The organism is Amphritea atlantica, from assembly GCF_900111095.1.
Taxonomy (GTDB): domain Bacteria; phylum Pseudomonadota; class Gammaproteobacteria; order Pseudomonadales; family Balneatricaceae; genus Amphritea; species Amphritea atlantica.
Genome location: NZ_FOGB01000002.1, coordinates 148,382 through 170,121, shown reverse-complemented (window position 1 = coordinate 170,121; position 21,740 = coordinate 148,382). Strand labels below are relative to the sequence as shown.

Below are 21,740 nucleotides of genomic sequence, written 5' to 3'. Positions count from 1 at the left end.
AAGAACCGTTATGCGAGATGAGTCATGACTACCACACTGTTATTAGAAAACGTGACCTGCGCCGGTTGCGTGAAAAAGATTGAAAAGGGGATTAACGCCCTGCCGGATGTCGATCAGGCGGCGGTAGATTTCCCCCAGCGACGACTCAATGTCGAAGGCCCCATCAGCAGCGACAACCTGATCGCTGCCCTGTCAGAGATCGGTTACCGTGGCCGCCTGGCCAGCAATGAAGCGGAAGACCGGGCACGCCAGAAAGCTCAGCAGGCCGCCCAGTACAAACAACATATTCGCAACACCCTGCTGGCACTGGGTGTCGGTATTCCACTGATGGTTGCCGGGATACTGATGGATGAGATGAGCGTTCGAACCCCACAGGATCAGGTTATCTGGGGCATCACAGGCCTGCTGACTCTGGGCATTCTGCTGTTCCCGGGGCGGCACTTTTTCAGCGGTGCCTGGAGCGCACTGAAAAATGGCTCAGCGACCATGGACAGTCTGATCGCCCTGGGCACCGGGGCCGCATGGCTTTATTCCACCGCGGTAGTACTGTTTCCGCAGATGTTACCGGAAGGCTCCCGCCACCTCTATTATGAAGCCAGTGCCATGATTATCGGTCTGGTGAACTTCGGCCTGGCGATGGAGATCCGGGCCCGGGGTAAAACCTCCGAAGCGGTCGAGCGACTGCTCAACCTGCAACCTAAAACAGCGCGGGTGATTCGCAATGAGAAGGAGGTGGAACTGCCGCTGGAACTGGTGCAAAGCGGTGATCTTCTGCGCATTCGCCCCGGCGAACAGATACCCGTTGATGCCATTGTCGAGGAGGGCAGCAGTCTGATCGATGAGTCGATGCTCAGCGGCGAGCCACTACCGGTGAGCAAAGCGGTCGGCGACAGTGTCAGCGCAGGCACCCTGAACAAATCCGGTACGCTGAAGGTGACAGCCGAAAAAGTTGGCAGCGAAACCGCCCTCAGCCGGATCATCGAGATGGTGAAGCAGGCCCAGGCCAGCAAACCGGAAATCTCCCGGTTGGCCGATACGGTCGCGGGTATTTTTGTACCGGTAGTTATCCTCTGCAGCCTAGTGACCGCGCTGATCTGGTATCTGCTGGGCCCTGAGCCTCAGCTGGCGTATATGCTGGTCACCGCCATGACGGTGCTGATTATCGCCTGTCCCTGCGCGCTGGGCCTGGCAACACCGATGTCCGTGATGGTGGGGGTGGGTAAAGCAGCAGAATACGGTATTCTGATCCGCAACGGCCAGGCGCTGCAGAGCGCCTCGCAGCTGGATACTCTGGTACTGGATAAAACCGGCACCATTACCGAAGGCTCACCCCAGGTAACCGACCTGTCCGGCTCCCATCCGCAACTGCTGCAGCTAGCGGCATCACTGGAAGCGGTTTCAGAACACCCGCTGGCAGAAGCCATTGTCCATCATGCTCAGGAGCAAAACATCAGCCTCAGCCCGGTGGCAAACTTTCAGGCTCATAGCGGACGGGGGGCCTCAGGACAGGTTGAGGGCATCGCCGTCACGCTGGGGAACAGCGCCTGGATGACGGAGCAGAATATCGATTTTTCCGCCTTCAAAAACCAGGCGCAGACGCTGGCAGAGCAGGCGAAAACCCCGGTGTATATTGCCATTGATGGCGAGGTAGCCGGATTAATCGCCATTGCTGACCCGATCCGCAAGGACTCTATCGCGGCCATCAGCCGCCTGAAACAGATGGGCATAAGCGTCGTGATGATCACCGGAGATAACCCACATACCGCCGCGGCAGTGGCCCGGCAGGTGGCTGTGGATAACTTTATTGCCGGGGTGATGCCCGAAGATAAAGCAAAACAGATTGAGAAACTGCAACAGGAGGGAGGTCACGTTGCGATGTGCGGTGATGGTATCAACGATGCACCGGCGCTGGCCCGGGCCGATGTGGGTTTCGCTATTGGCAACGGCACCGATGTGGCGATTGAAAGCGCCGATATGGTCCTGATCCGCAACAGCCTGCACTCGGTCGCCGATGCGATTGAACTATCACGGGCGACCCTGAGCAATATCCGTCAAAACCTGTTTGGTGCCTTTATCTACAACACGCTGGGGATTCCGGTCGCCGCGGGTATTCTGTTCCCCTTTACCGGCCTGTTACTCAGCCCGGTGATTGCCGGTGCTGCGATGGCGTTCTCGTCGGTCACCGTGGTCAGTAATGCTAACCGGCTGCGCCTGTTTAAGCCCTCATCGGCTAAAGACTCGGGATGATCTGATCGTTTTTCAGGCTTATTTCAGCTTGCTGCTCAATACTGGGGCTATCAACGTCGGAGGATAGCCCCATGTGCAGCTCACCCAAAGCCAGCCATACCAGCCATCGCAGTGGCACCAGACAGAGACCGACCCAGCTGAGTGGCCGGCAACAGGCCGATTTTGCCGCTAAAGCCAATGCCGCCTGGGAACTCAGGGAGCAGCGCCGTCTGCAGCGCAACGCACATACCACCGCCCCAGCTCAGCCGCCAATAACCGCCGCGACAGGACAACTGTCCGGTCTGCAGCGCTTGTGGCTGATGCTGTTCAGATCAGATAGCGCACCGCCAGCAGACCGGCCCCACTCAGCACAATAGTGTAGGGCAGCGCCATGATCACCATGCGCATATAAGACAAACGGATCAATGGGGCAATGGCTGAGGTCAGCAGAAACAGAAACGCCGCCTGACCATTAGGGGTAGCGACACTGGGCAGGTTGGTACCGGTATTGATAGCGATCGCCAGGGTATCAAAATGCTCCCGGCTGATGCGTCCGGCCTCAAAGGCGCTGGCCACCTCGTTGATATACACCGTGGCAACAAACACATTATCACTGATGGCCGATAACAGTCCGTTAGCGATAAAGAACATCACCGGCTGGCTGCGAAGATCCTGCGCCAGCACCGCCTCAATCACCGGCGTAAACAGGTGCTGATCATGAATCACCGAGACGATGGTAAAAAACACTACCAGCAGCGCGGTAAACGGCAATGCTTCTTCAAATGCCCGGCCAATGCGATGCTCCTCAGTGACACCGTTGAGACTGGTCAGCAGAATAATCACCGTGAGACCGATAACCCCGACCTCCGCCAGGTGAAAGGCCAGCGCCAGAATCAGAAACAGCGCGACCGCAAACTGAATATACAGCTCGGATTTTTCCTTAAATCCCCAACTGGCCTGCTCCCGCTCATCGAACTCCCTGAGTATTTCAAATACCGGCTCCGGAATCCGCGCGCCATATCCAAACCAGCCGGTTTTCTCCAGCACCACCGTAGTTAACAGGCCACAGACCAGAACCGGCATCGAGACCGGGGCAACATTGATGAAGAATTCAATAAAGTGCCAGCCCATCTTTTCACCGATCAGCAGGTTCTGTGGTTCGCCGACCAGGGTGCTCACCCCACCCAGCGCAGTTCCTACCGCGCCATGCATCAGCAGACTGCGCAGAAAAGCACGGAACTCATCCAGCTCCATGCGATGGTCCTCATGCAGGTTATCATCGTTCGAATGATCGTGATCCATATCCGGATGGCTACCAGACACCACCCGGTGATAGATCGCATAAAACCCGACCGCCGAGCTGATCAGCACCGCGGTCACCGTCAATGCATCCAGAAACGCCGACAGCACCGCCCCCATCAGCGTAAACAGCAGCGACAGTGCGGTCTTATTGCGTACATTCAGCAACAGCTTGGTGAAGACAAACAGCAGCATCCCTTTCATGAAGTAGATCCCGGCCACCATGAACATCAGCAGTAGAATCACCGGCAGATTAGCGGCAATCTCATCATACACATGGCTGGGCTCTGACAGATGGATAATCACCGCTTCCATCGCCAGCAGCCCGCCCGGTTGCAGCGGATAACACTTCAGCGCCATCGCCAGGGTAAAGATAAATTCAAAAATCAGCAGCCAGCCGCTGACGACCGGGCCTAACAACAGATCAATCAGAGGGTTAGCTATCAGAAAAGCCAGTATTAACTGCTTATACCAATTGGGGGAATGCCCCAGAAAGTTGCTGTAAACAGCCTGCATAAAAGGACGGAAGTTGCTCATTAACCTATTCCGGAAAGGTGGATATCACAGCTTGCGCTAAACAAGGCTCACTTTAATTTATGCACCGATCTTAAACCAGCATCCCGGTCAATCACTATGACCAGAAACAGTAGTATGCTCAGATGAGTGAAAAACAGGTGATAAACGCTTTAATTAGCGAATAGCTATCGATACATTAAAATTAATTAATTTTATTAACTTTATGTATTTTGACATTATCTCTCTATCGAATCACTACTACTTTTCAGGAATACACGGAATGCTTACTAACAGAGAAGGTCAGAAAGTCCCTCAGGTCACGTTTCACACTCAGCAAAATAATCAGTGGGTGGATGTCACCACCAACGAACTGTTCGCAGGTAAAAAAGTGGTTGTTTTTGCTCTGCCGGGAGCGTTTACACCCACCTGCTCAACGACCCATCTGCCCCGTTATAACGAGCTGGCACCGGTTTTTGCGAAGGAGGGCGTTGACAGCATCATCTGCATCTCGGTTAACGATACCTTTGTCATGAACGCCTGGCAGGGCGATCAGGCGGCTGAAAATATTACCTTTATCCCGGACGGCAACGGTGAATTCTCGGCGGGTATGGAGATGCTGGTCGATAAAGATGATATCGGCTTTGGCAAACGCAGCTGGCGCTACTCTATGCTGGTGGTGGATGGCGTCATCGAAAAGCAGTTTATCGAGCCGGACCTGCCGGGTGACCCGTTCCAGGTCTCCGATGCTGATACCATGCTGAACTACATCAACCCAACCGCTGAACAGCCCAAACGGGTCAGCATACTGACCAAACCCGGCTGCCCACACTGTATCCGGGCGAAGAAACTGTTGCAGGAGCGGGGCTTCAGCTACGAAGAAGTAGAGCTGGGCAGCCACGGGCTGAGCTACAGTTCTCTGGCGGCGATCAGTGGCCAGGGCACAACGCCGCAGGTGTTTATCGATGGTCAGCGCATCGGTGGCGCAGACGACCTGGAACGATACTTCGCTTAACACAGCAACGGGAGCCGGCCAGAACCGGCTCCCGCTTTAAGTGGCCAAGCACCAGCACAAACCTTATTGCGAATCATTCTTGTTTGTATTACCATCTCCTGAATTCTATTTTCAGGAGCCTCTCTATGCGCGTCAAATCAATTGTTTCTGCAGCCGTTCTGGCCGCCACCTTTAGTTGCTCCACAACGTTCGCCGCGGCGCCGACAACCTCAGAGGTCATTACCACCTATGCCGATATCGCCCTGGCGACCTATGAAGATGCCCTCACCGGAGCGAGAGATCTGCAGGCCAGTATCGATGCGCTGCTGCAACATCCCGATGCCAGCACTCTCGAGCAGGCCCGCGCTGCCTGGAAAGCCGCCCGGGTTCCCTACCAGCAATCCGAAGCCTACCGTTTTGGCAACCCAATTGTTGATGACTGGGAGGGGCGGGTTAATTCATGGCCACTGGATGAGGGCCTGATCGACTATGTTGACAGCACCCATTACGGCGACGCGTCAGACGAGAATACCCAGTACCGTGCCAATGTGATTGCCAACACAACCCTGCGGGTCGGTGGCACACAGATCGATGCCACTGACATCACTCCCGAGCTACTGGCAAACACACTGCATGAGATCGATGGCATAGAGGCCAATGTCGCCACCGGATACCATGCGATAGAGTTTCTTCTGTGGGGCCAGGATCTGAATGGTACCGCGCCGGGCGCAGGCAACCGTCCGGCATCCGATTACAGTCTGGAAAACTGCACCGGCGGACACTGTGATCGGCGCCGGGACTACCTGCAGGCGGCGACTCAGCTGTTGATTGCCGATCTGCAGGAGATGGTGGATAACTGGAAAGACCAGGGGGCTGCCCGGCAACAACTGCTGAAGAAGGATGATAACGCCGCTATTGCCACCATCCTCACCGGCATGGGCAGCCTGGCCTATGGCGAGCTGGCAGGCGAGCGGACCAAGCTGGGGCTGATGCTGCATGACCCGGAAGAGGAGCATGACTGCTTCTCCGATAACACCCACTGGTCCCATTATTACGATGCCAAAGGGATCCGTAATGTGTATCAGGGCAGCTATACCCGGATCGACGGTTCAACGGTTGAAGGCCCCGGTTTATCTGCCTATGTTGCCGCTCAGGCAGCCGCCGCCGATGAAAGTATGCAAGCTAAGCTACAGGCCACCGAAGCGGCCGCTCAGGCGATGGTGGATCGCGCCGTTCAGGGCGAGACCTTCGATGTATTGATCGGCGTGGGCAACACCACTGGAAACCAACTGGTACAAAATTTTGTTGATGCCCTCACCGAAGAGACCCGCGCCATTGAAGAGATCATCGGTCAGCTGAAGCTGGACCAGGTTCAGCTGGAAGGCTCCGATAGTCTGGATAACCCGGCACAGGTTCTGGAGTAACAGATGAACCGCAGAGACTTTTCACTGCCCGTCTTAGTGGCGGCAGTCCTCATGACGACAGCGGCATCCGCTGCACAGGACTATAGCCAGCCGCAGCCGGGAGAAGCGCTCCCCGGTGGCAGCACCACGCACCATAAGCAGCGCAATACCAATGCATTCTCCCAAAGCTCGGCCAATATGAGCTTCGAGAACGAACTGAACTTTAAGCTGGGTAACGGCATCTTCAAGAAGATATGGGTGCCAGCCCCCTCTTCGACCACTGCCAGCGATGGTCTCGGACCACTGTATAATGCCCGGGCCTGTCAGCGCTGCCACCTGAAAGATGGCCGGGGCCACCCTCCGGAAGCCAACTGGCCTGAGGATAACGCCGTATCGATGTTCCTGCGCCTGAGTATTCCACCCCAGAACGATGCTCAGCGGCAACTGCTTGAGAGCGGCCAGGTGGGCGTCATTCCTGAACCCACTTACGGTGGTCAGCTGCAGGATCTGGCGATTAACGGACTGGCCGGAGAAGGGCGGATGGTGATCAATTATCGCGAAACCACCGTCACCCTGGCCGATGGTTTCCAGGTACAGCTGCGCAAGCCAGACTACAGTATTACCGAACTCAGCTACGGTCCACTGCACCCCCAGACGCTACTCTCTCCCCGTATCGCCCCGCCGATGATCGGGCTGGGCCTGCTGGAAGCCTTACCCGCAACCGCTATCGAAGCACTGTCGGACCCGGAGGACCGTAACAATGATGGCATCTCCGGGCGCCCTAACCGGGTCTGGAACAGCTTTACCCAACAGCAGGAGCTGGGCCGGTTTGGCTGGAAAGCAGGTAATCCGACCCTGATCCAGCAGGCAGTGGGCGCGTTCAATGGCGACATGGGGATCTCAACCCCCTTTGCACCCTCAGCGTCCGGCGATTGTACCGCACAGCAGCTGGACTGCCTGAAACAGCCCAATGGTAATACCCCACAACAGGATAATGCTGAAGCCTCTGAAGAGATGGTGAAACTGGTCGAGTTTTACAGTCGCAATCTGGCGCCTCCCGCCCGACCCGATACTGCCAGACCGCAGGTATTAAAAGGCAAAGCGGTATTTCACCAGAGTGGCTGTGCCGCCTGTCACCAGCCCAGTTTCACGACTGCTAACCGCGCCGATATGCCGGAACAATCAGCGCAGTTGATCTGGCCCTACAGCGATCTGCTGCTGCACGATATGGGCGAGGGGCTGGCGGATAACCGGCCCGAGTTCCTGGCCAGCGGCAGTGAGTGGCGAACTCCGCCACTGTGGGGAATAGGACTGACCCAGACCGTCAACGGACACACCTACTTCCTCCACGACGGCAGGGCACGGAACCTGCTCGAAGCGATTGTGTGGCATGGCGGCGAAGCACAGGCTTCCCGGGACCACGTCATCAATCTGCCAACCGCTGAGCGGGCCGCCTTACTCACATTTCTGGAGTCACTATGAAGTCAGCACCTACCCCTCTGTGGCCGCTGCTGCTGGGTATATCCCTGCTGTTCACGGCGGTCGGCATCGCCCATGCAGCGCCGTCGCAGCAGCAATGGAAAACCCTTAATCAGAGCCTGGTAGAGGAGCACATACTCCCCCGCTACCAGGCATTACAGGACAGCAGTACGCAGCTGTCAGCCAGCACTGCAGCCCTGTGCCAGCAGCCAGATCAGGACGGGCTTGCCCAGGTACAAGAGGATTTCCAGCAGACCATGGATGCCTGGCAGGCGATACAGCATATCCAGTTTGGCCCGATTGAAACTCTGATGCGCAACTTCAGCATGCAGTTCTGGCCTGACCGGAAAAACCTCATCGGTAAACAGCTCAGCCTGTTGTTGCAACAACAGGATCCGCAAACCCTGTCGATCGATTATCTCTACAAAGCCAGTATCGGGGTCAAAGGATTGCCGGCACTGGAGCGTCTGTTGTTCAGCAGCACCCTGGCGGACTTTGAAGACCATAGCTACCGGTGCCAGCTAACGCAGACTATCGCGGCTTATATTGCCGAAAACAGCCGCGCCACGCTGACCGAATGGCGCGATGACTATCGTCATTCAATAGCCACAGCGGGTAGTGAAGAGAGCTATTATGAAAGCCACCAGGAGGCCGCAGTGGATATGATGAAGTCACTGATTGAGCCCCTTGAAGTGATCCGTGACCAGAAAATTCTCCGCCCATTGAACGGCGCTGAACAGGTTCGGCCCCATCGCCTGGAATCCTGGCGCAGCCAGCGTTCCCTGCGCAATATACAGCTCAATATAGCCAGTCTCAGTGAGCTCTATTCCGGCACCAGCCACAGTGTCGACACGCTGTTAAGAGAGCAGGGCAGAGCGGCTCAGGCAGATAATATCAGCACGCGGTTCACCACGCTTGAGCAGCAACTCAGGGCGGTGCAGGCCCCTCTCGTCACCAGCCTGAATCAACCCGATACGGTCAACCAGCTGCTACAACTCGGCGACACACTGCAACAGCTTGACCGTGAGCTCAGTGCTGAAATGATAACACTGGATATCCAACTGGGGTTTAACAGCCGTGATGGAGATTAACCGCCGCCGCTTCTGTCAGTTACTGGCTAGCGCAGTATTACTGCCGCGACTGGCTCGGGCTGAAGCGGCCACGGCAAACGCAACACCAATGTTTGCAGCCGCAGCCAAAGGCAGAGACGGACACTACCACCTGTACCTGATCGGTCAGCAGGGAGAGCTGATGCTGGATCATATACTACCGGCGCGGGCACACCATACCGAGGTACACCCGCAGTTGCCGCTACTGGCCTGCATCGCTCGACGTCCCGGCACTTTTATCGATATTGTCGATTACCAGCAGCAACGACTGGTTAAGCGCATTATGGCGGGTCGTGGACGACACTTTTTTGGTCATGGCATCTTCTCGGATGACGGACGCTGGCTGATCACCACCGAAAATGAGATCAACAGTGGGCAGGGCAGAGTGGTTATCCGGGCCATGGCGCAAGATTACGCTGTCATTGCGGACTACCCCAGCTATGGGATCGGGCCCCATGAACTGGTTCAGCAACCCGGCAGCGCAGTGCTCACCGTGGCCAATGGCGGTATCCTTACCCACCCGGACCACGGCAGGGAGAAGCTTAATCTGGATAGCATGCAGCCCTCCCTGGTACGTCTGGATCTGCACAGCGGTAACCACCTGGAACAGCAGCAACTGCCTGCTGCACAGCACCAGTTAAGCATCCGCCATATCGATACCAACCACCAGGGCACCACCGTTATCGCGTTGCAGTATCAGGGCGCTCCCGGACACAATCTGCCACTGGTGGGGATTCACCGGCCCGGCGAAGCGATTCAACTGCTGCGCGCTCCGGCTCCGGTTAATCTGGCGATGAAAGACTACTGCGGTAGTGCCCGCTGCGATCACAGCGGCCGCTTCGCTGCGGTATCCGCTCCCCGCGGTGATCTGATCACATTCTGGGACCTGCAGGAAAACCAGTTTATCTCGTCTATCAAAAGTCGCGACGGTTGCGGCCTGGCAGCAACAGACAGCCCTGCCGAGTTTATTATCAGCGCTGGCACTGGCCGCTGTGTTCGCTACAATCTCGAGCACGGCACCACAGAGAGACTACCGCTGGGATTTAAAGCCGCCTGGGATAACCATCTGACAGCGCTGCTTTAACGGCAGCGCCGACGGTGCACCCAGGCCGTTTTCAGATCAGCCAGACACCGGCTCTTCCTGCTCAGGCAGCCCCATCACCTGCAACAACCACTCACGAAAAATTCGCATGCCATAGGTCAGTTGACGATCTTTCGGATAAACCAGATAAAACGCCTTCCCCGTCAGCAACTCCGCTTCCACCGGAACCACCAGTTGCCCATACTGCAACTCCCGACTGATCAGTGACTTGTCCGACAGGGCGATACCCAATCCTTCCAGCGCAGCCCCCAGGGCCAGCTGAGTACTGGAAAATGACAGTCCCTTTTCCTCACCGGTCATTGAGATTCCGGCCTTTTGCAGTAAACGCTGCCACTCATTACGCCGGCTGGTGACATGAATCAGCGTCTGCTTTCTCAGGTCCGCCAGTGTTTCTATATGATGCTCTTCCAGCTTACGCGGACTACACACCGGCACCACCACCGAACGGTGCACCAGCCGTACCTCGATATCATCATCGTCCGGCGGGTCGCCAAAATAGACCGCCATATCCAGATCGGAGTGATCGAAGTCGATGCGGTTCACCGACCCGGTACTCAGTCGCAGCTCCACATCGGGATACAGTGCCTGAAAATCTTTGATCCTTGGCATTAACCAGCGGCTCAGGAAGGCGGGCGGGGCCTCAAAGGTTAACGAGCTGGTATTGGGCGCAGAGATCAGACGACGGGTGGCCGCATCCAGTTCATCCAGGGCGTGCCCCACCGCAACCAGATATTTTTCCCCGGCCACGGTGATCTGCACCTGTCTTTTTTCACGATGAAAAAGTTTAAGCCCCAGATACTCTTCAAGGGATTTAATCTGATGACTCACCGCAGACGGCGTGACATACAGTTCCTCTGCCGCTTTGTTAAAGCTGCCCAGTCGGGCAGCCGATTCAAAACTGCGCAGAGCGTTCAAAGGGGGTAAGCGTCTGATACACACCTCAATAAGTGAATTTATTTCACACTTAAGCTGAAAATCTGTCGTTTGTTTTATAATCAGTGCGACCTTAGTATAACCATCAACGAAACAATGATCCAACCGCAACACACTGTAGATAATAGCTTAATCTGAAAAGCCCCGGAAAAGCTCCTTAAATCCAGTCCGGTTGATTCATTTAACGATATAACAGTTTAATGAATTATTTTGGTGCATAGCATGAACACAGATGAGAATGGTATTAAGGTTGACGAGTTTGGTATGGTTGATACCGCTTACTATGTAAGACAGGGTCAACTGGCACGTAACGAATATATCGCCCAGCAACTGAGCGCGCTGGGCCACTGGCTGAAGAACCTGACCAAGAAACGCCAGCCAAAAAGTTTTAACAGCACTCGTTCATTCGGGACCGTATAGGTCTAAACGAGACTCCTTGGGCCACTTTTTAGTGGCCTTTTTTTTGCCCAGATTTTTCTCTTGCGGGCGACCCCAGCTCTGCAGCACCCGCCTGTCACGCTTCAATGCCATTTAGTGTGATATAGAGTCGATACAGAAAACACCAGCAAGCGATACAGCAAAACAGTATGAGAAACGTAAGCAGAGGCTGTTTTCTGGTTGTCAGAGAATGAGAAATTCAGAAAAGAGAAAAGAGACATAAAACCGGAGAGAATAAAGTTGGTGCAGATGGGGAGACTCGAACTCCCACGCCCGTGAAGGCACTAGCACCTGAAGCTAGCGTGTCTACCAATTCCACCACATCTGCGTATCAACTTTTTACGTTTAGGAGCGTCCCCCTGCTATGAAAATAGCGTTCTCTTTCGAAGCTCAACCGCCGTTAGCGATTGGTGCAGATGGGGAGACTCGAACTCCCACGCCCGTGAAGGCACTAGCACCTGAAGCTAGCGTGTCTACGTGTGTGCGTTCCGAAAGAGGAGCGCATTATAAAGACGACCTTTTCATTTGTGAAGTGTCCGCCACTACTTTTTTTTGTTTTTATTCACCAGAGAGACAATTAGTGAAACTATCTGCCAGTGATTGCAGATAATTGCTGTACCCGTCAGGGCCCGCATCGATAGCAACCGCAAGGGGATCAAGCCGTCCAACCCGGATATCCAGGCCACGAATCAGACTAGCCACAACCGGCGCTTTGAACTGTGGCTCAACAAATACACAGCGAGCCTGGTTAGTTTCCAGCGCTGTGCGTATTTCGCTCAGTCGCCGGGCACCGGGTTTCCGGCCAGGATCAACGGTGAAATAGCCCAGCTGATTCAACTGATAATGCGTAACGAAGCTGCCAAAAGCATCGTGAAACACATAGAAGCCGGTATCACCCACCGCTTTCAACTGTTGCTGCAACTGTTGATCGGTCACTGCAAGCCGGGCAGCGAAGTCGTTATAGGCCTGTTCATAAAGCGCAGCATTCTCCGGATAGCGCTCCACCAGCCGATCTTTAATCAGATCAGCAGCCGCCAGCGCCCGCTCAGGCGCCATCCAGAAATGGGGATCGCTGCCGCCATGGTCATGTTCATGGTGAGCGTCCGCTTCAGTGTCAGCGGTTTGCGCTTCTTCATGATGGTGCGCCTCTCCCCCTTCGAGCAGCGCCAGGGCTGGGTGCTCCAGCTGACTCACCGTCTTCGTCAGAAACAGCTCAAGCCCCGGCCCGCCCCAGATAAACAGATCCGCATCGTGAATCTGCGCAATCGAAGAGGGTTTAAGGGAGTAATGATGGGGCGAACTGCCCGGCGGCAGCAGCACACCAATCTGCGCCAGATCACCAAGCATATCCTGTGCAATCAGTTGAATCGGCTTGATACTGGCCAGTACCCGGACCTGCCCGGCGTAAACGGTTTGCAGGCTCATGGCGCAGAAACTGAGTAAAAAAAGAACAAATGTTGCGGGTATTCTGGAAAACATCGAAGGAAGCCACTGTTAATTGAATTGCCGTAAAGTTATAATATAACAATTAATATATCAACCGGTTTTATTATGGCTCCTGAATCCGTCAGCAATATCGCCCATCAGCCCGATCATGACCACAGCCGCTGCATTAAAACGGCCTTGCAGCAAGCACAAACCCTGTGCCAGGCCAACGGCCAGCGGCTCACCAAAATCCGCGAGCTGGTGCTTAAACTTATCTGGCAAAGTCATAAACCGCTGGGTGCGTATGATCTGCTGCCCGCCATTGCCAAAGCAGGATTTAACTCGGCGCCGCCAACGGTTTACCGCGCTCTGGACTTCCTGCAGGAGCAGGGGTTGGTACACCGGCTGGCCACCCTGAATGCCTTTATCGGTTGCAGCCACCCGGATCATAACCACTCGGGCTATTTCCTCATCTGTCAGAGTTGTGGCACTACCGCTGAACTGGAGTCCAGCGAGCTGCACAACAGCATACAAAACGTCGCCAGCGATGCCGGATTCTCGGTGGATCAGGAAAGTATCGAAATTCTGGGGCGCTGCCCCAACTGTCAGGAGCAGCTATGAACCCGGCAAACCTGGTCGAGATATCCGGTCTGAGCATCAGCTTCGGTAACAACACCGTTATCGACAATATATCCATGGCCCTGAAGCAGGGTGAAATCACCACCCTGATCGGTCCCAACGGGGCTGGCAAAACCACCCTGGTGAAAGCGGTTCTGGGGCTTCTGACACCCAATGAAGGGGTTATTAAACGCTCAGCCACACTGCGTATCGGTTATATGCCGCAAAAGCTGCACATCGATACCACCTTTCCCCTGACAGTGGAACGGTTTCTGAAAACTGCAGCCTTTGCCAGTACAGCAGACCGGCACCAGGCGCTCCAGTCGGTGCGCGCCGAAAACCTGCTGAAGCAATCGGTCCACAGCTTATCAGGCGGGGAGATGCAGCGGGTTCTGCTGGCACGCGCCCTGCTGCGAAAACCTGAACTGCTGGTACTGGATGAACCGGCTCAGGGGGTAGATATCAATGGTCAGACCGAGCTGTATAAACTGATCGCCAGTATCCGGGATAAATACAACTGCGCGGTACTGATGATCTCTCACGATCTGCATCTGGTGATGGCCGCCACCGATCAGGTGATCTGTCTGAATCATCATATCTGTTGCTCCGGCCATCCCGAGCAGGTCAGTACAGACCCATCCTATATTGAACTGTTTGGCATACCCGGCGCAGAAAATCTGGCGCTGTATAGCCATCACCACAACCACCGCCATGATAATCATGGCGATATCCTGCCACTGCCTGACACACAGGAAAGCGACCACACCGCTTGCGGAGGACACCACTGATGCCTGAATTTCTGCTACTGGCCCTGCTGGGTGGTATTGGCGTAGCACTGGTGGCCGGTCCACTGGGCTCCTTTGTCGTCTGGCGGAGGATGGCATATTTTGGTGACACCCTGGCCCATTCAGCATTGCTGGGGATAGCCGTCGGCGTGCTTTTCGATATCAATTTCAACCTGGCGGTGGTGAGCTGCTGCGTCATCCTCGCGCTGATCCTGGTCAGCCTGCAGCGACAGCGTCTGGTGGCCACCGATACCCTGCTCGGTATTATGGCCCACAGCAGCCTGTCGCTGGGGCTGGTAGCCGTTGCCCTGCTGGATGACGTCAGGGTCGACCTGATGGAGTACCTGTTTGGCGACCTGCTGGCGATCACGCCCATCGATCTGTTATGGATCTATGGCGGCGGCGGTATCGTCATGCTGCTGATCTGGCGGCTGTGGAATCCACTGCTGGCGGTTACCATCAATGAGGAACTGGCGCAGGTAGAGGGCGTACCCGTAGCCCGGATACGACTGGCACTGATGCTGCTGATTGGCGTGGTTATCGCTATCGCCATGAAAGTGGTCGGTATTCTGCTGATCACTTCGTTGCTGATCATCCCCGCCGCCAGCGCCCGCCGGCTGGCAAACTCACCCGAGCAAATGGCAGTAAGCGCCAGTCTGCTGGGAGTGGTCGCAGTGCTTCTCGGACTGTTTGCATCGATGCAGTTTGATACCCCCGCAGGTCCCTCGGTGGTGGTTGCGGCGCTGCTTCAGTTCCTGCTGTTGTACAGTCTGCCGTTACGCAGGGTCGCCTGATTCAACGTTTCCAGAGCACATTCACCAGTGCACCGGAGACAATCAGTCCACCACCGATGAGGGTCCAGAGGGAGGGCAGTTCGCTGAAGACAAACCAGCCCAGCAGTATCGAAAAAACCACCTGGATATAGGAAAAAGCGGTCGCTTTACTGGCCGCCTCATGCTGCATCGCCTTGGTTAACCCCACCTGACCGACTTGCGTAAAGACCCCCACCAGAATCAGCAACATCAGGGCATAACCATCCGGAGCCACCAGTTCACCACCCGATAACAGAATAGCGGCGGGCAGCGCGATCAGCGGGAAATAGAGAATGATCACCGAACTGTCTTCGGTCTGACTCAGCCGTCTGACAATCACATAGGCAACTGCACTGCCAAACGCCCCCAACAACGCCATCATAATGCTAAACAGCGGCAAATCGATTTCGGCAGCAAAGAAAATATCCGGTTTCACCATCACCACCAGACCGGTAATACTCAGCACGATACAGACCATGGTGGAAAACTGAACCCGCTCACCCAGCAACAAAAAGGCCAGCAGTGCGGTAAAGACCGGATGCATATACTGCAGAATGGTCGCCTCAGCCAGCGGCAGAGTGGTGACGGAGTAGTAGACACAGACCAGCGCAGCCGCGCCAACAATACCCCGGGCACTGAGCAGCAATTTATTGTGTCCCCAGACCGGAATCCGTTTACGCCTGACATCAGCATAACTGATGATCAGGGACACCAGCGCCCGGGCGATGACAATCTCCATCAATGGAATACCATACTGACTGACCGTTTTAACGGTGGCCCCCATCAGCGCAAAGCCCATCGATGAGAGCAGCATATAGCGTAATCCCAGCGGGATGTTCTGTATCCGTTGCAGCATAATATTTATCGTAATCAGCGTATTCGTTGTAATAGGCGACTTGTCGTAATGAAAGACATCTTCGTAATAAAGAGATTAGGTCGCCAGAGATAGTGTCAGGCAGGTGCAGACCAGCAGATCATCAGCTATGTTTGACAGAGTTTAACCGATTCCGGTTACGCTGGCATGAATATCAACACAATACCGACCGAAGCCTGTTATGAAACGGATAAGCCTGATACTCGCAGCACTACTGAGCCTGCCACACATCTCCCTGGCGGAGCCCTCTCTGGCATCGCTGAGACTCCCGAAGGGCTACCACATAACCATCGCCGCTGAAGCAACGAACGCACGGCAGATGGCGTTGGGAGAGCCGGGCACCCTGTTTGTCGGCAGCCGCCGGGAGGGCAGGGTATACCGCCTCAAGGATGAAAACCGCGATGGCATCTATGAACAACGGGATCTGCTGTTACAAGGGCTGAATATGCCCAGTGGCATCGCCTGGCGTGACGGCGATCTCTATATCGCGGCAGTGGACCGTATTCTCAAAGTTGCCAGCGCCGATAGTGTCAGAACGCAAGCTGTCCAGGTTCAGCTGATCACTGACCAGTTGCCCAATATCTCTCACCACGGCTGGAAATACCTTAAATTCGGTCCCGACGGCGATCTCTACTTTAATCTCGGTGCCCCCTGCAATATCTGCCTGAGTATAGATCCCCGCTTTGCCTCAATCATGAAACTCAATCTGCAAACGGGTCAGCAATCAGTGATCGCACAGGGTGTACGCAACTCGGTTGGTTTCAGCTGGCATCCGCTGACCGGTGAACTCTGGTTTACCGATAATGGCCGGGATAATCTGGGGGATGATCGTCCCGATGATGAACTTAACCGGCTGACACAGCCCGGCCAACACTTTGGCTATCCCTTTGTACATGCCGGGAATGTTGCCGACCCGGAACTTTATCAGGGTCAGCCATTCAGCGACTTCCAGCCACCCATGCTCAAGCTGGGAGCGCATGTTGCCCCGCTGGGACTGACGTTCTATACCGGACAACAGTTTCCAGACAGCAATAACAGCTCCCTGTTTATCGCCGAGCACGGCTCCTGGAATCGCTCCAGCAAAGTGGGCTATCGGGTGATACGGGTGGACACCTCAACGACGCCCGTCACTTATAAGGTCTTCATTGAGGGATGGCTTCAGGGGGAGAGCGCCTGGGGCAGGCCGGTAGATATTGTCACCGACCGGGACGGCAGCCTGCTGATCTCCGATGACCGGGCAGGGCTGATCTATCGGGTCACTTATCGGGCTGGTTAACAGAGTAGCAACCGGGATTAAAGCGCGAAGAACTCGCCCAGCTCGCGGCAGGGCTGATAACGGATGCAGTCCACTTCATGATCATTCACCATGCCGGTGGCCTGCATAAAGGCATAACAGATAGTCGGGCCAACAAAGGTCATTCCCGCTTTTTTCAGCGCTTTACTCATCGCCTGTGACTCAACCGTTTCAGCCGGAACCTCACGGAGACTTTGCCAGCAATTCTGTATCGGCTTACCCTCAACAAACTGCCAGATATAGTTGGCAAAACTGCCATGCTGCGCCGCCAGATCAAGGAAGATATTGGCAGCTTTGACGGAGGCATTCACTTTCAGGCGGTTACGGACAATGCCGGGATCCTGCAGCATCTGCTCAATTTTTTCAGGGGTAAAAGCGGCGACCGTCGCCGGATCAAAGCCCTCATACAGTCGGCTGTAGCCGTCACGCTTTTGCAGTATCGTGCGCCAGCTCAGGCCCGCCTGGGCACCTTCCAGAATCAGATATTCAAACAGTTGCTGATCATTGGTCTGGGGCACACCCCAGACCTCATCATGATACTGTTGTTCCAGCTCAGTAGCCGCTGCCCAGGCACAGCGATGACACATAGAGATTCCTCAGGTGAGGCCGGGTTAATGTTTTGTCGAGCCGGGATTAGCCACAAAGTTCAGTGGTTGCGCCGGTTCAAGTTCCACTTTGCCACCCCGGTTAACCCGGGTATCCAGCTCGCCTTCCGGCTGATCAGAGCCGTCCAGCGCCATCGAATCACTGAAATCGCAGCGCACACATTCGCGGTACTCCCGACTCTCATCCCGGTACATTTTCAGGGTATCCATCTCGCCACAGCGGGGGCACACTGCACCAGCGATAAACCGTTTAACAATTGTCATAACTTTTTCAACCGTTGACGTTAAAAACAGGCAAAGAGACCAGAGCCTCGGTGCCTGCAGAATTATACCCCAGAAATGCGCCTGTTGGCCTAGGCAGTAATACCGGAATGACGCAGCAACGCTTCGACGCTGGGCTCACGCCCCCGGAAGGCAACAAACAACTCCATCGGCTCTTTGGAACCGCCCATCTCGAGAATATTCTCGCGGAAGGAGCGGCCGGTGTCGGTATTGAATACACCCTCCTCTTCAAAGCGTGAGAAGGCATCGGCAGAGAGCACCTCGGCCCACTTATAGCTGTAATACCCAGCCGCATAGCCGCCGGCAAAGATATGACTGAAGCTGTGCTGAAAGCGATTAAACGCCGGCGGCGTAATCACCGCAACCTCACTGCGAATCCGGTCCAGCACCGCCTGAACATGGGTCACGCCGGGTTTATATTCCCGGTGCAGCTGAAAATCGAACAACGACAGTTCCAGTTGGCGCACCATCATCATGCCGGACTGGAAGTTTTTCGCCGCCTGCATCTTTTCCAGCAGTTCCAGAGGCAGGGTTTCACCCGTTTCATAGTGACCCGAGATCAGCGCCAGCGCTTCCGCTTCATAACACCAGTTTTCCAGGAACTGGCTGGGCAGTTCCACGGCATCCCAGGCAACCCCATTAATACCGCTGACATCCGCATACTCGATCCGGGTCAGCATATGGTGCAATCCGTGACCAAACTCGTGGAACAGTGTCGTCACTTCGTTATGGGTCAGCAGCGCCGGTTTATCACCCACCGGGGGGTTAAAGTTACACACCAGGTAAGCCACTGGCAGCTGCAACACGCCGTTATCGATACGCCGCACCCGACAGTCATCCATCCAGGCGCCACCGCGTTTTTTCGCCCGGGCATAGGGGTCGAGGAAGAAGCGGGCGATCAGTTCACCATCACGACTGACATTGAACAGCCGGGCATCTTTATGCCAGCGGTCAAACTCAGTCACCTCTTCAATCTCGATGGCAAACAGCTTGCCGGTGATTCTGAACATCCCATCAAGCACCTTCGCCATCGGGAAATAGGGGCGCAGTTCCTCCTGAGAGATCGCATAACGGGCCTGTTTCAGCTTCTCGCTGTAGTAAGCGATATCCCATGACTCAAGCTGCGGCTCACTGAACTCTTCCAGTGCGAAGTCCTGTAGCTCCTGATACTCCTTTTCCGCCTGCGGACGGCTCATGCCAGCCAGATCGTTGAGGAAGCTCACCACCTGTTCCGGGGTTTCTGCCATCTTGGTCGCCAGACTGTAGGCGGCATAGTTCTCAAAGCCCAGCAACTGTGCCAGTTCAGCCCGCAACGTCAGGATCTCAGTCATGATCGCGCTGTTGTCCCACTGACCGGCGTGCGGTCCCTGATCGGAGGCCCGGGTAGCAAAGGCTTCATACAGCTCACGACGCAACTCACGGTTGTCCGCATAGGTGATCACCGCAAAATAGGAGGGGAAGTCCAGCGTCACCAGCCAGCCCTCTTCACCTTTCGCTTGCGCCAGCTGCTTAGCCGCCGCCAGCGCGCTCTGAGGCAATCCGGCCAGCTCCGCTTCATCGGTGATCAGCTTGCTCCAGCCATCGGTGGCATCCATCACATTTTCAGAAAACTTCGTGGTCAGCTCTGACAGCTTCTGCTGCAGTTCGCCATAGCGTTTCTTATCTGCATCAGCCAGGGCGATACCCGACAGGCGGAAATCCCGCAGGGTATTATCGATCACCTTGCGTTGCGCCTCGTCCAGATCGTTGTAGGCCTCGCTGCTGGCAAGTTTCTCATAGGCCTCAAACAACCCCTGATGCTGCCCCATCTCGGTCCAGAACTGCGACAGTTTCGGCAGACAGGCATTGTAGGCGTCACGCATCTCATCGCTGTTGACCACCGAGTTCATATGGGACACCGGCGACCAGGCCTTCGCCAGACGGTCGTGGCTCTGCTCCAGTGGCACCACCAGATTGTTCCAGTCAGGCGTCTCGTTGCCATTCAGCACCCGCTCAACCACAGCGCGACACTCCGCCAGCAACTGGTCGATGGCGGGCTCGACCTGTTCAGGTTTAATTTCAGAAAAGGGGGGCAGCAGATGGTCTTGCAGCAATGGATTAGACATGAAAACTCCTGAACCGGGATATAAATAACAATACTATTTACTAAATGGGGTAACCCCGTACTGTTTTCAATCGCATGGCAGAGTTTATTATAGACTCTTCAACAAAGTATCAGACCAGGAAACGATATGACCATCCGCAGCTATCAGGGCATCACACCAAAACTGGGCAACGCAACCTTTATCGACCCCACCGCCGTGGTCATCGGCGATGTGGAACTGGGCGATGATGTCTCAGTGTGGCCATTAACCGTGATCCGCGGCGATATGCACCATATCCGCATCGGCAACCGCACCAGCGTTCAGGATGGCTCGGTATTGCATATCACCCATGCAGGCCCCTTCAACCCCGACGGCTTCCCGCTGACCATCGGCGATGACGTCACTATCGGCCACCAGGCGATGCTGCATGGCTGCACCCTCGGCAGCCGTATACTCGTCGGTATGGGTGCCATGGTGATGGATGGCGCGGTGGTAGAAGACGATGTGATCATCGGCGCCGGCAGCCTGGTGCCCCCGGGAAAAGTTTTGAAAAGCGGCCACCTCTACGTCGGCCGCCCGGTCAAAGAGGTGAGGGCGCTAACGGAGAAAGAGATGGATTTCTTTACCTATACGGCGGGGAATTATGTGAAGCTCAAGGATAAGCATATGGCCGAAGGGTACGGCGAATAGCTAGATCGCCGCTTCGCAAAGGGAAGTGGCTAGATCGCCGCTTCGCGGCTAGCTAGTGGCTAGACGGAAACTTCGTTTCCTTGTTAGAAAAAGGAAAAGCCGTGGCTCGTTGCTCGACGTAAAACTTCGTTTTACTTGCTCGAAAAAGCAAGAGCGAGGTGGCGGCTTTAGTGCTGCTGAGATTCATGGCATAAGAGCCACCATCACTTCCAGAAATCGGATTGAGCACTCAGGGTCGAGTAATTACTTTATTTTCGGGCCACTTCAGTGAGATAAAAACTATCTACTGTGTACACGACCTCTGTGGAATCTTTAATACCATATTTTGGTTTAGTCTCTTTTATTAACTTATCTATAGCGGACTCAATCGTCTTCTTTAAATCACTGAGACCTGCTGGCTCTATTGACGGAATATCAAGAATATTCTGAATAACTATGCCTTGCCACTCCACACTTAGCCTTGAAATCAATGAGTGGTATTCATCGGACTCATAGGGCGCTTTTTCGTATGGCTCTCTGATAAATTGGACTGATACCGCTAAGTTAAAAAGGCCTTGCTCGTTGAGCATGATCGGGGCAACTACTCCACCGTTACTACTGAAGCTTTCGTAGCTACTAAACCCAGCAAAGCTATAGCTTGAAGTAAATAAAATAGTAGCTAGTAGTATTACCCTATAATTCATAACAATATACCTCAATGTGAAGTCATCACGCCTGTAGCACTTAGCTGAAAAAACCATAGATTGTTTTAAGTCAAGCGTTTACTTTTTCAGGC

At 54.9% G+C, this 21,740-nt stretch carries 21 protein-coding genes and 1 tRNA gene; 13 read left to right on the top strand and 9 right to left on the bottom strand.

Annotated features, from left to right (window positions below; genetic code table 11):
• Positions 1 to 24 precede the first annotated feature (24 nt).
• A complete protein-coding gene (locus BMY09_RS04035; protein WP_091354360.1) occupies positions 25 to 2,247 on the top strand; it encodes a heavy metal translocating P-type ATPase in 2,223 nt (740 codons plus the stop codon).
• 71 nt (positions 2,248 to 2,318) lie between these two features.
• Positions 2,319 to 2,603 carry a hypothetical protein gene (locus BMY09_RS04030; protein WP_091354359.1) on the top strand — a complete coding sequence of 95 codons (285 nt, stop codon included), beginning with the start codon at positions 2,319 to 2,321 and terminating at the stop codon, positions 2,601 to 2,603.
• On the opposite strand, the gene nhaB is transcribed toward BMY09_RS04030, so the two are convergent.
• Positions 2,554 to 4,062 (bottom strand): sodium/proton antiporter NhaB, encoded by a 1,509-nt coding sequence (gene nhaB / locus BMY09_RS04025; protein WP_091354356.1) that lies wholly within the window; start codon positions 4,060 to 4,062, stop codon positions 2,554 to 2,556. The genes BMY09_RS04030 and nhaB overlap by 50 nt on opposite strands.
• A 259-nt stretch (positions 4,063 to 4,321) precedes the next feature.
• On the opposite strand from nhaB, the gene BMY09_RS04020 reads away from it, so the two are divergent.
• The 5 genes from BMY09_RS04020 (at position 4,322) to BMY09_RS04000 (ending at position 10,107) form a co-directional block, all read left to right on the top strand.
• On the top strand, positions 4,322 to 5,053 hold the full coding sequence (locus tag BMY09_RS04020) for a glutathione peroxidase (protein WP_091354353.1): 732 nt from the start codon (positions 4,322 to 4,324) through the stop codon (positions 5,051 to 5,053).
• 125 nt (positions 5,054 to 5,178) lie between these two features.
• Complete coding sequence (locus BMY09_RS04015) at positions 5,179 to 6,456, top strand: imelysin family protein (protein ID WP_091354351.1); 1,278 nt, start codon at positions 5,179 to 5,181, stop codon at positions 6,454 to 6,456.
• Positions 6,457 to 6,459: 3 nt separating this feature from the next.
• Complete coding sequence (locus tag BMY09_RS04010) at positions 6,460 to 7,917, top strand: di-heme oxidoreductase family protein (protein ID WP_091354348.1); 1,458 nt, start codon at positions 6,460 to 6,462, stop codon at positions 7,915 to 7,917.
• Positions 7,914 to 9,005: an imelysin family protein gene (locus BMY09_RS04005; RefSeq protein WP_091354347.1), complete on the top strand. Its 1,092-nt coding sequence runs from the start codon at positions 7,914 to 7,916 to the stop codon at positions 9,003 to 9,005. Before BMY09_RS04010 ends, BMY09_RS04005 begins: the two co-directional genes overlap by 4 nt.
• Entirely contained in the window at positions 8,995 to 10,107 is a 1,113-nt protein-coding gene (locus tag BMY09_RS04000) for a DUF1513 domain-containing protein (protein WP_091354344.1), read from the top strand. Before BMY09_RS04005 ends, BMY09_RS04000 begins: the two co-directional genes overlap by 11 nt.
• Positions 10,108 to 10,143: 36 nt before the next feature.
• On the opposite strand, the gene gcvA is transcribed toward BMY09_RS04000, so the two are convergent.
• Positions 10,144 to 11,064, bottom strand: a complete 921-nt coding sequence (gene gcvA / locus BMY09_RS03995) for a transcriptional regulator GcvA (protein ID WP_261833016.1) — start codon at positions 11,062 to 11,064, stop codon at positions 10,144 to 10,146.
• 216 nt (positions 11,065 to 11,280) lie between these two features.
• Between gcvA and BMY09_RS03990 the strand changes: the two genes are divergently transcribed.
• Positions 11,281 to 11,478, top strand: coding sequence for an RSP_7527 family protein (locus BMY09_RS03990; protein ID WP_091354343.1), 198 nt, complete (start codon positions 11,281 to 11,283; stop codon positions 11,476 to 11,478).
• A 259-nt stretch (positions 11,479 to 11,737) separates the two neighbouring features.
• Here the strand turns inward: BMY09_RS03990 and BMY09_RS03985 are convergent.
• Positions 11,738 to 11,824: transfer RNA gene (locus tag BMY09_RS03985), tRNA-Leu, on the bottom strand.
• 230 nt (positions 11,825 to 12,054) lie between these two features.
• Positions 12,055 to 12,921, bottom strand: a complete 867-nt coding sequence (gene znuA / locus BMY09_RS03980; protein ID WP_175483435.1) for a zinc ABC transporter substrate-binding protein ZnuA — start codon at positions 12,919 to 12,921, stop codon at positions 12,055 to 12,057.
• A gap of 126 nt (positions 12,922 to 13,047) precedes the next feature.
• Between znuA and BMY09_RS03975 the strand changes: the two genes are divergently transcribed.
• The 3 genes from BMY09_RS03975 to znuB are packed head-to-tail and all read left to right on the top strand — an operon-like array spanning position 13,048 to position 15,118.
• Entirely contained in the window at positions 13,048 to 13,542 is a 495-nt protein-coding gene (locus BMY09_RS03975; protein ID WP_091354338.1) for a Fur family transcriptional regulator, read from the top strand.
• Positions 13,539 to 14,327, top strand: a complete 789-nt coding sequence (gene znuC / locus BMY09_RS03970; protein WP_091354336.1) for a zinc ABC transporter ATP-binding protein ZnuC — start codon at positions 13,539 to 13,541, stop codon at positions 14,325 to 14,327. The genes BMY09_RS03975 and znuC overlap by 4 nt, the downstream gene beginning before the upstream one ends.
• Positions 14,327 to 15,118, top strand: a complete 792-nt coding sequence (znuB, locus tag BMY09_RS03965) for a zinc ABC transporter permease subunit ZnuB (RefSeq protein ID WP_091354333.1) — start codon at positions 14,327 to 14,329, stop codon at positions 15,116 to 15,118. The genes znuC and znuB overlap by 1 nt, the downstream gene beginning before the upstream one ends.
• 1 nt (position 15,119) lies before the next feature.
• Here znuB and BMY09_RS03960 read toward each other — a convergent pair whose 3' ends face one another.
• Entirely contained in the window at positions 15,120 to 15,992 is an 873-nt protein-coding gene (locus BMY09_RS03960; protein ID WP_091354330.1) for a DMT family transporter, read from the bottom strand.
• A gap of 199 nt (positions 15,993 to 16,191) precedes the next feature.
• Between BMY09_RS03960 and BMY09_RS03955 the strand changes: the two genes are divergently transcribed.
• Positions 16,192 to 17,286, top strand: coding sequence for a PQQ-dependent sugar dehydrogenase (locus BMY09_RS03955; RefSeq protein WP_091354327.1), 1,095 nt, complete (start codon positions 16,192 to 16,194; stop codon positions 17,284 to 17,286).
• 17 nt (positions 17,287 to 17,303) lie between these two features.
• Here BMY09_RS03955 and BMY09_RS03950 read toward each other — a convergent pair whose 3' ends face one another.
• The 3 genes from BMY09_RS03950 to prlC form a co-directional block, all read right to left on the bottom strand.
• Positions 17,304 to 17,891 (bottom strand): DNA-3-methyladenine glycosylase I, encoded by a 588-nt coding sequence (locus tag BMY09_RS03950; protein WP_091354325.1) that lies wholly within the window; start codon positions 17,889 to 17,891, stop codon positions 17,304 to 17,306.
• A 24-nt stretch (positions 17,892 to 17,915) separates the two neighbouring features.
• Entirely contained in the window at positions 17,916 to 18,173 is a 258-nt protein-coding gene (locus BMY09_RS03945) for a YheV family putative zinc ribbon protein (RefSeq protein ID WP_091354323.1), read from the bottom strand.
• Positions 18,174 to 18,262: 89 nt separating this feature from the next.
• Positions 18,263 to 20,296 (bottom strand): oligopeptidase A, encoded by a 2,034-nt coding sequence (gene prlC, locus BMY09_RS03940; RefSeq protein WP_091354321.1) that lies wholly within the window; start codon positions 20,294 to 20,296, stop codon positions 18,263 to 18,265.
• Between the two features lie 126 nt (positions 20,297 to 20,422).
• On the opposite strand from prlC, the gene BMY09_RS03935 reads away from it, so the two are divergent.
• A complete protein-coding gene (locus BMY09_RS03935) occupies positions 20,423 to 20,965 on the top strand; it encodes a gamma carbonic anhydrase family protein (protein WP_091354319.1) in 543 nt (180 codons plus the stop codon).
• Positions 20,966 to 21,213: 248 nt separating this feature from the next.
• Here BMY09_RS03935 and BMY09_RS03930 read toward each other — a convergent pair whose 3' ends face one another.
• On the bottom strand, positions 21,214 to 21,648 hold the full coding sequence (locus tag BMY09_RS03930; RefSeq protein WP_139203130.1) for a hypothetical protein: 435 nt from the start codon (positions 21,646 to 21,648) through the stop codon (positions 21,214 to 21,216).
• Positions 21,649 to 21,740: the final 92 nt, after the last annotated feature.

Coding starts and splice junctions, on each gene's coding strand:
- BMY09_RS04035 (WP_091354360.1), top strand. CDS start 25: ATGACTACCACACTGTTATTAGAAAACGTGACCTGCGCCGGTTGCGTG.
- BMY09_RS04030 (WP_091354359.1), top strand. CDS start 2,319: ATGTGCAGCTCACCCAAAGCCAGCCATACCAGCCATCGCAGTGGCACC.
- nhaB (WP_091354356.1), bottom strand. CDS start 4,062: ATGAGCAACTTCCGTCCTTTTATGCAGGCTGTTTACAGCAACTTTCTG.
- BMY09_RS04020 (WP_091354353.1), top strand. CDS start 4,322: ATGCTTACTAACAGAGAAGGTCAGAAAGTCCCTCAGGTCACGTTTCAC.
- BMY09_RS04015 (WP_091354351.1), top strand. CDS start 5,179: ATGCGCGTCAAATCAATTGTTTCTGCAGCCGTTCTGGCCGCCACCTTT.
- BMY09_RS04010 (WP_091354348.1), top strand. CDS start 6,460: ATGAACCGCAGAGACTTTTCACTGCCCGTCTTAGTGGCGGCAGTCCTC.
- BMY09_RS04005 (WP_091354347.1), top strand. CDS start 7,914: ATGAAGTCAGCACCTACCCCTCTGTGGCCGCTGCTGCTGGGTATATCC.
- BMY09_RS04000 (WP_091354344.1), top strand. CDS start 8,995: ATGGAGATTAACCGCCGCCGCTTCTGTCAGTTACTGGCTAGCGCAGTA.
- BMY09_RS03990 (WP_091354343.1), top strand. CDS start 11,281: ATGAACACAGATGAGAATGGTATTAAGGTTGACGAGTTTGGTATGGTT.
- znuA (WP_175483435.1), bottom strand. CDS start 12,921: ATGAGCCTGCAAACCGTTTACGCCGGGCAGGTCCGGGTACTGGCCAGT.
- BMY09_RS03975 (WP_091354338.1), top strand. CDS start 13,048: ATGGCTCCTGAATCCGTCAGCAATATCGCCCATCAGCCCGATCATGAC.
- znuC (WP_091354336.1), top strand. CDS start 13,539: ATGAACCCGGCAAACCTGGTCGAGATATCCGGTCTGAGCATCAGCTTC.
- znuB (WP_091354333.1), top strand. CDS start 14,327: ATGCCTGAATTTCTGCTACTGGCCCTGCTGGGTGGTATTGGCGTAGCA.
- BMY09_RS03960 (WP_091354330.1), bottom strand. CDS start 15,992: ATGCTGCAACGGATACAGAACATCCCGCTGGGATTACGCTATATGCTG.
- BMY09_RS03955 (WP_091354327.1), top strand. CDS start 16,192: ATGAAACGGATAAGCCTGATACTCGCAGCACTACTGAGCCTGCCACAC.
- BMY09_RS03950 (WP_091354325.1), bottom strand. CDS start 17,891: ATGTGTCATCGCTGTGCCTGGGCAGCGGCTACTGAGCTGGAACAACAG.
- BMY09_RS03945 (WP_091354323.1), bottom strand. CDS start 18,173: ATGACAATTGTTAAACGGTTTATCGCTGGTGCAGTGTGCCCCCGCTGT.
- prlC (WP_091354321.1), bottom strand. CDS start 20,296: ATGTCTAATCCATTGCTGCAAGACCATCTGCTGCCCCCCTTTTCTGAA.
- BMY09_RS03935 (WP_091354319.1), top strand. CDS start 20,423: ATGACCATCCGCAGCTATCAGGGCATCACACCAAAACTGGGCAACGCA.
- BMY09_RS03930 (WP_139203130.1), bottom strand. CDS start 21,648: ATGAATTATAGGGTAATACTACTAGCTACTATTTTATTTACTTCAAGC.